At 61.9% G+C, this 12,489-nt stretch carries 7 protein-coding genes and 1 pseudogene; 1 reads left to right on the forward strand and 7 read right to left on the reverse strand.

All coding sequences use genetic code 11. The features are described 5' to 3' along the window. From tnpC to tnpA, 3 genes are all read right to left on the reverse strand, one after another. The coding region (gene tnpC / locus LPA34_RS26480; protein ID WP_228984040.1) for an IS66 family transposase at positions 1–1,005 on the reverse strand (1,005 nt) is incomplete at its 3' end. A gap of 30 nt (positions 1,006–1,035) precedes the next feature. Beyond that, positions 1,036–1,380, reverse strand: a complete 345-nt coding sequence (tnpB, locus tag LPA34_RS26485) for an IS66 family insertion sequence element accessory protein TnpB (protein ID WP_228984043.1) — start codon at positions 1,378–1,380, stop codon at positions 1,036–1,038. Next, positions 1,377–1,817, reverse strand: a complete 441-nt coding sequence (gene tnpA / locus LPA34_RS26490; protein ID WP_228984045.1) for an IS66-like element accessory protein TnpA — start codon at positions 1,815–1,817, stop codon at positions 1,377–1,379. The genes tnpB and tnpA overlap by 4 nt, the downstream gene beginning before the upstream one ends. A gap of 348 nt (positions 1,818–2,165) precedes the next feature. On the opposite strand from tnpA, the pseudogene LPA34_RS26495 reads away from it, so the two are divergent. Then, positions 2,166–2,507: pseudogene (locus tag LPA34_RS26495) on the forward strand (IS110 family transposase); the annotation flags it as partial. Positions 2,508–2,927: 420 nt separating this feature from the next. Here the strand turns inward: LPA34_RS26495 and LPA34_RS26500 are convergent. The 4 genes from LPA34_RS26500 to LPA34_RS26515 are packed head-to-tail and all read right to left on the reverse strand — an operon-like array spanning position 2,928 to position 12,417. Continuing rightward, entirely contained in the window at positions 2,928–3,191 is a 264-nt protein-coding gene (locus LPA34_RS26500) for a hypothetical protein (RefSeq protein WP_228984047.1), read from the reverse strand. A 34-nt stretch (positions 3,192–3,225) separates the two neighbouring features. Next, positions 3,226–4,008 carry a hypothetical protein gene (locus LPA34_RS26505; RefSeq protein ID WP_228984049.1) on the reverse strand — a complete coding sequence of 261 codons (783 nt, stop codon included), beginning with the start codon at positions 4,006–4,008 and terminating at the stop codon, positions 3,226–3,228. Continuing rightward, the gene (locus tag LPA34_RS26510; protein ID WP_228984051.1) at positions 3,995–4,411 is read right to left on the reverse strand and encodes a hypothetical protein; all 417 of its coding nucleotides are present in this window, start codon (positions 4,409–4,411) and stop codon (positions 3,995–3,997) included. The genes LPA34_RS26505 and LPA34_RS26510 overlap by 14 nt, the downstream gene beginning before the upstream one ends. After that, the gene (locus LPA34_RS26515) at positions 4,408–12,417 is read right to left on the reverse strand and encodes a hemagglutinin repeat-containing protein (RefSeq protein ID WP_228984058.1); all 8,010 of its coding nucleotides are present in this window, start codon (positions 12,415–12,417) and stop codon (positions 4,408–4,410) included. Before LPA34_RS26515 ends, LPA34_RS26510 begins: the two co-directional genes overlap by 4 nt. Positions 12,418–12,489 lie beyond the last annotated feature (72 nt).

Below are 12,489 nucleotides of genomic sequence, written 5' to 3' on the forward strand. Positions count from 1 at the left end.
TGTGCGGGCACGAGTCAGGGGGATTGGATAAGCCCTGATTCGAAGACATCGCCGCCACATAAATTTGGCCGCAACATAGCCGCTGTAGGCATCGGCCTGCAGGATGCCCTCGAATCCAGCGAGGTGCGTCTGGGGATGGATGCCCTTGCGATCAGGCGAGTAGGCAAACCAGACGGCCGCCGGGTCCGTCGAGCCCGACCGGGTATCGTCGCGCACGTACACCCAGAGCCGTCCCGTCTTCGCCTTCTTGTTGCCCGGCGCCAGCACCGGGATCGGCGTGTCGTCCGCGTGCAGTTTCGGCGTCGCCATGGCGTAACGGCGCAGCGCCCCGGTCAGCGGTTCGCAAAGCGCCTCGCATTGGCCAACCCAGCGCCCCATGCTGCCCGGATCGAGCTTGACGCCGTCGCGTTCGGCGATCTGCGATTGCCGGTACAGCGGGGTGTGATCGGCATACTTCGCGACGAGGATGTCGGCCAGCAGGCTCGGATGGGCGATGCTGCGCGTGATCGGCAGGCCCGGCATCGGCTGCTGCGAGATGTGCTCGCCACGCGGGCAAACCGTCTTGCACCGGACCGTGCGGATCACCTTGAACATGGCCGCTACCCGTGCGACCTGCTCGGACACATCCTCGCCGAGTGGCTGCATGGCGCTGCCGCATTTCGGACAGGTGGTGTCTGCCTCCAGCACGTCGTCTTCGCGCGGCAGATGTGCCGGCAACGCTTCTTTCGGCGAGGTGCTCGTCGGTGCGTTTGTACCCGATTGCCGGGCACGCCGAGCATCGGCAACACCACGCTCTCCCGTCAGATTCTCGAACTGGGTTTCGAGCCGTGTGATCTCGCGGTCCAACTGCTCAGATTTGCGCCCGAACTGCATGCGCTTGAGCTTGTCGATATGCGCCCTGAGCTGCTCGATCTCGAGATCGCGCTCGGCAAGCTGGGCACGCGCCTCCGCCAGCAAGGCTCGCAGGGTTTCAACATCCTCAGGGAGTTCGGCGCCGTTCGACATGGGGCGCAGTTTACGGATCTTCCGTGCGGTTTACAACATGGACAGCGCGGCCGTACGGCGCGGTTGTCGCCAGTCGATGCCTTCGAGCAACATCGACAGTTGCGCCGTCGTCAGATGAATCTTGCCACCCTCGGCCTGCGGCCAGACGAAGCGGCCGGCTTCGAGCCGCCTGGACAGCAGGCACAAGCCATCGCCGGTGGACCACAGTACTTTGAGCGTGTCGCCACGGCGTCCCCGGAACACGAACACGTCCCCACCGAACGGGTTGTCTTCCAGCACCGACTGGACCTTGGCCGCCAGCCCCTGGAAGCCGCAACGCATATCGGTCACACCGGCCGCGATCCAGATGCGTGTGCCCGCCGGCAAGCCCATCATCGCGACAGCTCGCGGATGAGGAGCTTCAGCATGGCAGGCGCTACGTCGCCGCGAATGCGCAGCCGGGCGCGTTCGAATTCGATCTCGCAACAGCCCCCGGATACGGGTGCAGCTTCTCGAACAAGCTCGCCCGGTGTCAAGGCGGGGGCATCATCGGTCACGTCGACCGGCACCAGTAGCGTGTCATCCGGCGCTGTCAGCTCTGCGCGCCCGGGCAACGATAGCGGCCCGAACGCACCGGCAAGATATTGTCTGCGCCACTTGAACAACAAGTTGGCGTTGATATCGTTGGCGCGCGCGACCAGCGCCGTTGACGCGTCGGATCCGTACGATTGCTCGACCAGACGCCGCTTGAATTCGACCGGGAAGTTCGGCCGCTTGTATCCAGCGCCAGCTTGGCGCGCTCTCGATGTTCTGTCCACTTTGGTGTCCACCATAATTTGGTGGGCACCAAATTACCCAGTGGCTACGCTGGCGTCGAGAATGGCCGTCGTGAGGTGCTTAGGTTCTTTCCCAGAGTCAAATGCAAAGACAGCCAGATAAAGCAATTTCAGCTAGCCACGGAGCCTCGAATGAGCGCCTCAGCCAACGACGGGCCCGAAAATCGTGGATGCCCACAGGGCCGTTATCAGGGAGGAGCCGGCGCTCGGACGTCTGCTTGAAAGCGTGAGCCAAAGACCGTAGATGGCCGCACCCGGTCAGATGTCGAACTGGCGGAGTGGGCCGCCGTTAATCGGTCCTCGTCGGGCAGAAGTCGACCTCGGCTGTATGGAAAGCCGATGGAATTGCGATGCGAGGGGAGCCGCAAGCAGTTGATCGAGTCCCTGGCCACGTTTCACGCCTGTACGGTGGTCATGGAAGCTTGCGCAGGAGCGCACTGTATGGCGCGCAAGCTGGCTAGCTTCGGCCACCAGGTCAAGCTGATCTCGCCGCAGTTCGTACGGCCCTTCGTCAAGAGTAACAAAAACGACTTCGTGGACGCCGAAGCGATCTGCGAGGCGGCATCCCACCCCGTCATGCGATTCGTGACGCCAAAGACGGAATCGCAGCAGACGCTAGCCGAGTGGGCGCGGGTCATGCTGACCCGCCGACATTCGAACGTACGCCGACGAGTGTCGGCAAGTGATCACTCGCGCCGGTGTCGTGTCGGGGCCCGCATGCATGTCATCGGATCGATTCCAGTCACACCGCATCGATGGGAATCAAGCGAGCCACTGACGCAGCCAGGCAGCGCATTGTGCTGCTTCTGATGCCGGCCAGACGACGGTTATTGACTGCTCCGCGCGACACACTTCGACGCAGATCTCGACCGGACGCACGTTCCTCGTCTAGAGTGGGACCGGCACGAAGGCCCGTGCTGCTGACTTCACTGCCACATCGCTCCGTGTGACCAACGCGGGCACACTCTTTTTCGACCCGCTCCACTCAACGTCGGAGCAGCTTAGCGTTGAGCCTGTGGTGCAACATGATCATCTCAATCGACACGCCGGTCCCTCGCAAGCCGCGACGACCTGAGCCTCAAACTCGTGCTGTACCTTCGGCGAACATCAGTCGGGACGGGAGTCGCTTTCACCTGAACGTTTGTCGAATCGTCTTAGATCCAAAACCCTAACGCTTTTACTGTATCCCCCACCAAAGACCATAGCTATCACTACCGCAAATAGTCCGATTACGAAGAAAACTGTCGATGTTGGATACTTGCGCACCATGAGCACACAGTAGAAGACGACAGCCAGTGCCGAATAGGATATCCAACGGTAAACCGTTCGCTCGAATGGCGTTAAATCATCTTTCCATTTGTTGTTGCTCATAGTGTCTCGTCTTGAACCGTTACTATTGATTGTGCTACGGAGCGATGTAAGGTTGCGCCGAGGCCGTACCTAACGTGAATAGAGTTTGAACCATAGGTCCCTGCGGAAGCAACGCACCGCCAATCGAACTCATCGTGCTGTATAGGATCGACGCGCGACTTGGTGGACTGTAAAGATAGTTTAGCGACAACAGTCCCGCTGAACCGACAAGCGCGGCAACATCAAGCGGAGGCGGAAGCCATGGAGATGTGAGCGCCAATGCAGTCGAGCCCTTATCCGTGAGAGTAGTTGGAGAGGGCATCGATACTGATTGATACGCAATCCCACAGTTCCCATTTGGGCATATCGAACCCGCCGATGAACCCATTGAAATACCCTGTGATCCGAAGCTCGACTGAGTTCCATTCGGAGAGGCGCTGTATTGCCGCTGCAGCGGCACATCCGCACCGTTCGTGGCCTGCAGGATGAACGCCTGCAACGCGGCATTGGCTGGCCCCGGTGTCTGCGTCCAGATCGTCTTGCCGGTATTCTGGTCAACGCCCGCGCTCACCCACGTCGAGCCGTCGCTCGGCTTCGCGCCTTCGACGGTGGCGGCGGCCCCGCTCTCAGACACACCGTTCGCCTGATAGCCCATCTGCGCTAACTGGTTCGCTACGTCTGTCGCCGTCACCGGCGATCCGTCCGGGTTTGTCAGGCCATTGGCGTTTGCTGCCGCCGCGACTTGCTGCGCGAGCGTCTTTTCCTGTGGATGCAATTGCCGGTTGTAAAGATCGGCGCAACAAACGCAGCAACGACTCTGCAGATCATGTCCAATCATGTCGCATACGTAGAATCGACTCTCTGACATCGATCGCAATGGAGTCGTCGCTTGCCATCGTCGTGAGTACATCTCGCAACTTAGTAACGGTAGTCTTGTAATCACCCTTTGGCGAAACGATTGCCGAGAGGTTTTCCGAGTATTGAGACATCCCGGCCTGGTGCATTGTCTTAGACAATGCGTCGATTGCTCTCGTTAATTTCAGCGTCCGACGGTCCCTGATGAACTGGTACGTAATGCTTCCATAGATGATTAGGTAGACCGGCAATCCAATTAAAACAGGCTTCCAGCCAGCATGCTTTGCAAGCGATATGAGAAAAACGCTAACGGGAATACCCGATGCCCCTATGTACGCCAACATCGCTCGATGTACCAGGGACGCTTTTTCGTCGATGCTATTCATTCCCCTCTCTTGTTAGTGTTCTGCTCAATTGCGCTTTGCGTGGGACCGGCGAATGACTGAATCAGCTGATTAAAAAACTGTCCTGCTGGCCCCGGCAGCAAACCTTGAACGACCGCTCCAAATCCAGAGCCGACAGTTGCAATTCCACCACTCAGATCGGGACTGCTGGACGGATTCGTTATTGCCGTTGCCCCGAACGCCGTTGCACCAGAAATAAGGCTGTTGTAGGTCCCAGCAAAGACTTTTGACCCGAGTGTAGTACCAAACGTGTCCAACTCGAACAATAACGGAGACGTGGCGGCTCCTATGCCTCCCACCGTGAATGATTTCGTAAAATCAGGGGTATCCGGTGTCAGATTCAATCCATGGCTTATTGCGTCGCCGGCGTAGTCAGTTAGGGTTCCCAGTGCCCATATTGTCGCCGTCGCTGGTGCTATGGTGCCAAGTGCTGTTAGCCCTAAACCCGCTGCTACAGCCTTGCCTGCATCCGGGACAGCCGTTCCGCCCGGCAAAGCATACTGTTCCGGGGTAGGAGTTCCATCAGGATTCCCGCCTAACTGAGGGTTTGCTATTTCCGTCGGTGTCGCCGTGAACAGGCCCGTGCCCTGCGTCTGCTGCGTGATGTACTGTGCCGCCACCGCATTGAAACCCGGCCCGCTCGCCGCCGCACTGTCGACCTGGATATAACCGTTCGCCAGCAGCATATTTTGCGCATCTGTCGACGAAATCGCCTGCCCGGTCACGCTCTCGTAGTACGCCGCGAACGCCGCCGAGTTGTTACTTGTCCACTGCCGCTCATCGGGATGGAGTTGCCGGTTGTACAGATCAGCATTCAATGCCCCACCCGCGCCACTCAGCGCACCCGAGGCACCGCCTAGTGCACCGCCGGCGACGGCACCTGCCAGCCCGGACGCGACATTGGACAGCAGCGCGCCGCCGAGCGTGCCATCCGTTGCATGGCTGGTGGCGTTGCCCGCGATGTCACCCGCCACTGTACCGCCAACGGCTCCCGCGACACTGCCACCGCCCATCCCAGCGCCAACACCGGCGACTACCGCATGTGAAGCAATCCGCGCCGCACCATCGTTACCCCACAATGCATACTGCTGATTCGCCGCCGCATAATCGGCCTGCGCCTGCGCCATCCCCGCTGTGTCACCCCTCTTCTGCGCATCGTTGTAATCCTGCACGGCCTGCTTCGCCGAGTCGATCGCTTTCTGCTGCATGTGGTCGCCAATATCCCCCACCACCTGCATCCCGACCTGGCCCGTCATCTGCTGGATCGCCATGTCGTTCTGCACGCTCTGCGCGTTGAACGTGTTCTGCACCGAGCCGTTTGCATTCGCCGTATCCCGGCTCAAGCCTGCAGTACTGTCCTGCCCGGTTCCCGCATCCCCACGCACCGTGATCGTCCCCGCACTCACCGCCGCGTACGTCGTGCCGGACGCCTCGCGGCTCGTGCCCGACACGCCGAATCCGCTCGGGCCAAACCCCTGCGAATTCTGCGGCCCAGGTGTGCTGCTGCCGGCCTGCCTCACCGGCGTATTCAGATTCACCCCGTCCGCCGTGCTCTGCCCGAAACTCCCGCTCACCCCAAAGCCCATCGACTCGCCCGAGTAGCTCGCCGTGTTCCGCAGGTTCGTATAGCCGAGCGTCTGCGTCGAAACACTGTTCCTGTCCGCACTCGCGGTGCTCGCAATCACTCCCCCATCCAGTTGCGTGTGATTGCCGACATTGACGTTGTAGCCACCGCTGCCCGCGTAGAGGCCGCTCTGTGCGCCGACCGACTGGTAATTGTCCTTGATGGTCTGGTCGCTTGCGTTGGCCGAACCGCTGACGGTCGTGCCATAGCAGATCGGCGGCACGCAGAGGCTCGCCTGGAATCCCCCGCTCGTCTGCTGGCTGTCGTACGTGTTCGTATCCTGCTGGCTCGCGATATTCAGATCGCGGCCGACGTTTGCATCGACCGTATCGCCCGCCACCTCCGCACCGCGCAGATTCGTGTCACGTCCGCTCGTCAACGTCACCGTGTCGGTGGCATTGATCTGCGTATCGCGATTGATCACGCCGTTGCCGTTGGCATGTCCATTCGCACTGCTGGCCGCCAGTTCGATAGTGAAACCGTTCTGTTGCCCGCCCAGCCCAAGGCCGACGCCGATGCTGCCACCGCTGCTGCTGTTGCTGCCCGACTGCTGGCTCGTATCTTTCGCGCTTTGCAGATTGATGTCGCGCGCCGCGTTCAGCACGACGTCCTGCCCGGAAATCTGCGTGCCGCGCGCATTGATGTCACCATCGGTCGCGAGCCCGTTCGCATCCTTCGCGCCGCTCCCCGTCGCGATCACACTGACGGTGCTGCCCGCATGCAGCGTGCTGCCGTCGTTTGCCAGCTCGCTGCTCTGCGAGTCGCTACGGCTCGAACCACCGCCGATACTCACCGTCGCCTTGATCAACGGCTGGCCCGTCGGTCCTGTCGCACTCGCGACCTGATACGCGTTATAGGCCGCGAGCCCCGCCTGTGCGGTGTCGAGCGCGGCGAGGCGCGAATCCCCGGCATGGCTCGCATTGTTCATGCTCTGGTTGATCGTCGCGACCGCGTTGCCCACTGCTCCACCCAGCGCGAGGCTCACGCCGAACTGGCTCGAACTCTGGCTCGCGCTGTTTTGCATCGCATCCGTGCCCGGATCGAGATTCACGTTCTTGCCGATCAGTGTCAGATCCTTGCCCGCGCCCAGATCGGCGCCCGCCACCGTCACGTCCTGGTTCGCATCCAGCGTCACGTTCCCGTTGCCGCTCACGATCTGGCTGCGCATCGTGCTCTGCGTCTGCGAGGCCGTATCCTGCACACCGTGGCTGTTCGCCACGCCGACAGTGAAGCCCGTAGCCGTGCCATTGCTGCCCAGGCTGCCGATCTGGTGACTGCTCGAATCCTGATGGCTCGCGCTCGTATCGAGCCCGGCCAGTACGTTGATTGCACCCTGCTTTGCGACCAGATCGACGCCCTGCGTCCCGCTGATGCCTGAACCGACCACGTTGATATCGCCGGTGTTGCTCGTCACCACCACGCTGTTGCCGGACACCACCGTGGCAGTCTGCGTGGTCTGCGCCTGCGTTCCGTCCGAACTGCTGCGGCTCGCGTTGTACGGCGAAGGGCTTGTGCCGCCGCTATTGGCCGTACCACTGATCCAGCGGCCCAGATCGCCCAGGCCCGGCGACGCGAGTGAGATCCCCGTGCTGGAGCTGCCCGACTGCGTACTCTGCTGAAGCTGATCGGTCGATGCCAGCAGCGAGACGTTGCGATTCGCCGCGAGTGAAGTTGTGCCGCCTGCGCTGATCGTCGAGCCGATGACCGACAGATCGCCGTCGATCGGCTGGCCGTTCGCATCCTTCACTGCGCCGCCCGTCGCGGTCACCGACACATTGCCGCCCCCGCGGATCGTGCTGCCCGCGTTTGTCAAACCCGACATGTCGGTCGTGATCGAACTCTGGCTACGGCCGTACGATACGGAAATCGATGGCGTATCGGCCGCGCTCGCGCCAATTCCGTTCAGCACGCCCTGCGTGCGCTGGAAGCCATTGCCTGACGACGCGTTCGCTTTCAGGTCGCGAGCCGCATCCAGCGGCGTCCCGGTCACCGCGACCGTCAGACCGCTCGATCGTGCTTCCTGCTGATCGTGCGACTGCGCACTGTCCTGTGCTGGATCGATCGTGACATTCTGGCCAGCGATGCTGATGTTGCCTGTCGCGCCCGTGACGTCGCCCGACGCCTTCCCGGCGATGATGTCGCTGCCACCGATATGAACATCCTTGCCGGCGGAAATTGACACGTTGCCAGCCACGGCACCCACCGTGCTGCGCGACTGACTCTGCGTGACGGAGTTCGCATCGTACTGGTCCTTCTGCTCGCTCGAGCCGACGCTAAACCCGATGCCGCCGCTCCCCGACAGTCCTGAGTGCTTGACATCGTGATACTCGGAATCCTGATACGTATCCGTTGCAGCAAGGATATTGACGTTGCCCTGGGCGACAAGCGCGACACCGTTCGTACCGACGATATTGCTGCCGGTCACGTTGATGTCCTTGCCGCTCACGACCGACACCCCATCTGCCGAGATCGTGCTGCCATCCGCATACGTCGCGCTCTGGTCGACCTGATTGACCGCGCTCGTGTGACTCGCGAAACCACTATGGCTGCCACTGTCGTAGCTGTCCGAGACATGCGTTTCCGTGATGACCCCGAGATTCACGCTGCCGGCAGCCATCAGCAGCGCGTTGCCCTTGTCGAGCGAGACGGTGCTGCCCGTGATATCGATATCCTTGCCCGACACGATCGCAAGACTGTCGCCGCTCTTGAGCGTCGTGCTGGTCACCGTGTCGTCGGAGGTGTGTAACGCCTCTGCGTAGCCGCCGCGATTGTCGTTACCGGAACTGTTGCGGTCCACAGTCGACGTCGCGGTCGCTGCGTGCAATGTCACGTTGCCGCCTGCTGCGATGATCCCACCGCCGCCCAGGTTGATGTCCGCGCCGGTCGCCGTGAGATCGCCACCCACGGCGATCGATGACACATCACCCACCTTCACGCTGCTGCCCGTGTCACTCACAAGGTGGGTATCGGATATGCGGTTCGAGCCCGTCACCACCTTCGTCTCGCCGGTCTGCTGTACGCCGAGCGTCCAGTTGCCGCCGATGCTCATTCCGAGCGCACCACCCACGTTCAGATTACCGGCGTTCTGCTCAAAGTTACCGCCCGTGATAATCGCCGCGTTGCCCGTTACATTGATGCTGGCCGCCGGCCCGAGCGTCGTCGTGACACGCGTCGCACCCGTGGCGCTCACCTGGTTAAGCGTATTTGCGGCCGTGTCCAGAATCAGGTTGCCGCCCGCTTGCAGCGCCAGGCTGCCGGCATCGACGGTCGCCGACGTAAGATTCACGTCGCCCGCTGCCGCCAGCGTCATCTGCCCGCCACTTTGCAGCGTGCCGAACGAACTGTCGATGCTCTGGCCGCCGATCGCGAAGCTGTTGGCGGCCTTGATCGTGCCGCTGTTGGTCACCGACTGCGCGTTCTGCAGATCGATGTCCGTCGCGGCGATAACCGGACCGTTACCCATGTTCTGCTGGCTCGCCTGCGCCAGATAGACCACAGGCACAAGCACCATCTGGCCATCGACGACCTGGTCCTGCATGATGACGACGTTGCTGGTCAACTGCGCCACCTGGTCCGGCGACAGGCCCGTGCCCGGAGCGAGATTGAGCGACTTCGCGAGCGCCGCTCCGGACGTCATCAGCGCCTGGTACTCGTCCTGCGTGCTGGCGTAGTTCGTGAGCACCGACTTGCCCGTCATCGACAGGATCTGGTCCTGCACAAGCTGCTGCTCGTAGAACCCGTCGCCGAGCCGCATCTGGATCTGCCCGGGATTCATGCCCATCTGCTGGAAGTAGTAGTCGCTCGACAGAAACTGCTGCTGGCTCGTGAAGGCCGGATTCGTCTCGATGAGGTACGGGGCGTTGGGCGCGATATCGACGCTGAAGAGGCCGCCCTTCGGCAACGTGATGTTGCTCAGTACATTGACAGCCGTCGCGCGAGCGATGACCGGATTATTGAAATTCGTCAGGCTGCTGCTGACGATCTGGCCGCCCTGCACTGCGACTGCTCCGGCACCCGACACGCTCTGCCCCGGCAGCAGCCCGAGCGGCGTCACCCCCGCGTTGCCCGCCGTGTTGTTGATCGTCACGCCGGTACCGCTGAGCGTGCCACCGGCCGTAAACGTCGACTCATAGCCCGGCAGTGCATAAGTGCGGATATCGGCTGGCGCGGCCTGGGTGTAGCCGCCAGGATTCGAGCCGACGAAGGGCGCATCGCCGAACGGCAACTGCCAGTTGTGCTCGCTGTTGTCGTAGTTGTTGTAGTGATACTCGCCCGAGTAGGTGACCTGCACCATCGGTGCGCTCTGGCCCTGCCAGCTGTTCTGATCAATCGTGGCCGGCGCCATGATGTTGCCCGTGGCGGCCACCTGACTCCAGTAGTTCTGTAACGTCCTAACTGACGACGTGTTCAGGTTGCCGCCCGCGAGTATCTGAGACTCTGGACTGATCGACGCGATCGTGCTGGCGACCGCTACACCCGTGTAGGTCGTGTATTGATAACCGCTGTTCCACTGGCCGCCGCCCCCTGTTGGCTGGGTGTACGCGCCACCGATGAGCGTCGGATCTCCCGCAGTGACCCAGCCGACGTCTTGACCGCTGCACGCTTCCACGTGAATGGCGGTACACCCGGACATACTGATACCGAGGCTTTCCAGCAGCGCGGGGTCGACCGCCGACGTGAGGCCGCTCGTCGTCATCACGCGCCGGGTGTTGGTCACCTGATTGGCGCCAATCGTCATATCGCCGCCCGACTGGATCAGCGCGGACTGGTTGCGAATCAGGTTTGCATTGGTGTAATTGCCGCCCGCGTCCTTGCCGCCGGCCAGCACGACCTTGCCGAAACCGTAGATCGCGGTCGTCGCCTGCGTATCGGTCGCGGTCGTGTCGTCCCGATTCTCGATATCCGGCGCAAGCAGTTCGAGGGTGCCCGCGCTGTCTGTCGCGCCGATCAGCGCGCTCGTGCCGAGATTCGAAAGGGACTGCGTGGCATTGAGCGAGACGCTACCGCCCACGATCGTGCCCGTATTGGTCAGCGTGTTTGAGTGCATGGTCAGCAGGCCGCCGGCCGCGAGTGCCCCCGAGTTCGCGATGTTGCCCGCGTTGACGTTGAGGCCGTTCGTAGCCGACAGAGCGCCGCTGTTGCTGAATGTGCCGGGCAGCGTGAGGGTTAGATCGTGGCCGGCATTGAAGCGGTAGTTCGGCGAGGTGGTGAAGTTCCCTTGCAGGTTCAGCGAAAGATCGTTGACCGCACTGTACGTGCCGCCGCCTGCCAGCGTATTCGCGCTGACCGACAGATTCCGCGATGCATTGATCTGGCCGCTCGTGCTGGTTAAAGTGCCGGTCGCGATCCCGACATCGCCCGCCGTGTTGGCGACATTGCCGATTTCTCCGCCGGCGTTGTCCAGATTGCCGGTGTTGATCTGCAGGTTCGCACCGCTCAGTTGCCCGCCCTGCGTGTTGGAGATCGACGTCGCGTTCAGCGTCATGTTGCCGTTGCCGCTGATCGAGCCCATACCGGATGCGCCACCGGCATTGCTGTTGGAGATCTGGCTGCCACCGTTGATCGTGGTATCACCATTGCCGACGTTGGTGATGGCCCCGCCCGAGTTATCGATCGACGACGCGCTCAGGCTCAGCGTACTGCTTACCGTTGCCCCGCCCGCGCCGATCACGCCTCCAGCATTGATCAGTTCACCGCCGCTGGAAGCGGTCAGTCCCGTGCCCGACGACAGCCGTCCATTCGTGTTGTTCAGCGTCCCCTGGACCGAAGCGTTCATGACGCCCTGCGAAGCCAGCGTACCGCCGGTGTTGTCGAGACTGCCGAGCGTTACCGATGCCTGTCCATTGGTGACGATCTTGCCGCCGACGTTCGCCAGCGACGCGGTGCCATTGCCCGGGGCGATTGTCAGCGTGCCGGTGCCCGCGTGCGTGATCGTGCCGCCGTCGTTGTTCACCGATGCGGAAGCAAGCGTCAGGTCCGTGCTGTTGGTCTGAATCACGCCGCCGCTCGAATTGTCGAGCGAGCCGCTCACGTCGAGACCCATTGCCCCCGAGCCGAGCTGGGTGAGTGAGCCGTTCTGGTTCGTCAGGTTCGTAGCGCTTAGGTCGATCTGGTTCGCCGTGATCTTGCCGCCGCTGTTGTCGAGCTGCGGCACAGTCATTGAAATGGTATTGGCGCTGATCGTGCCATTCACGTTTCTGAGCGACGCCGCATTCGCCTCTAGCGTCGCGGCGCTCATCGATCCGCCGCTGTTGTCGAGGGCAGCCGACGTCGTCACGCCGAGGTTCTGCGCGGCCGTGACCGTCCCGCTGCTGGTAAGCGTTGCCGCGTTGATCGTCGTATTACCGTTACCGGCGGTTGTCAACGTACTTGTCGCGTCACTTCACGCGAACTGCTTTAGTTCTGCCGGTTGCATGCGCTCCGGATTGAGCCAGAC

Source organism: Paraburkholderia gardini (genome assembly GCF_907164575.1).
GTDB lineage: Bacteria > Pseudomonadota > Gammaproteobacteria > Burkholderiales > Burkholderiaceae > Paraburkholderia > Paraburkholderia gardini.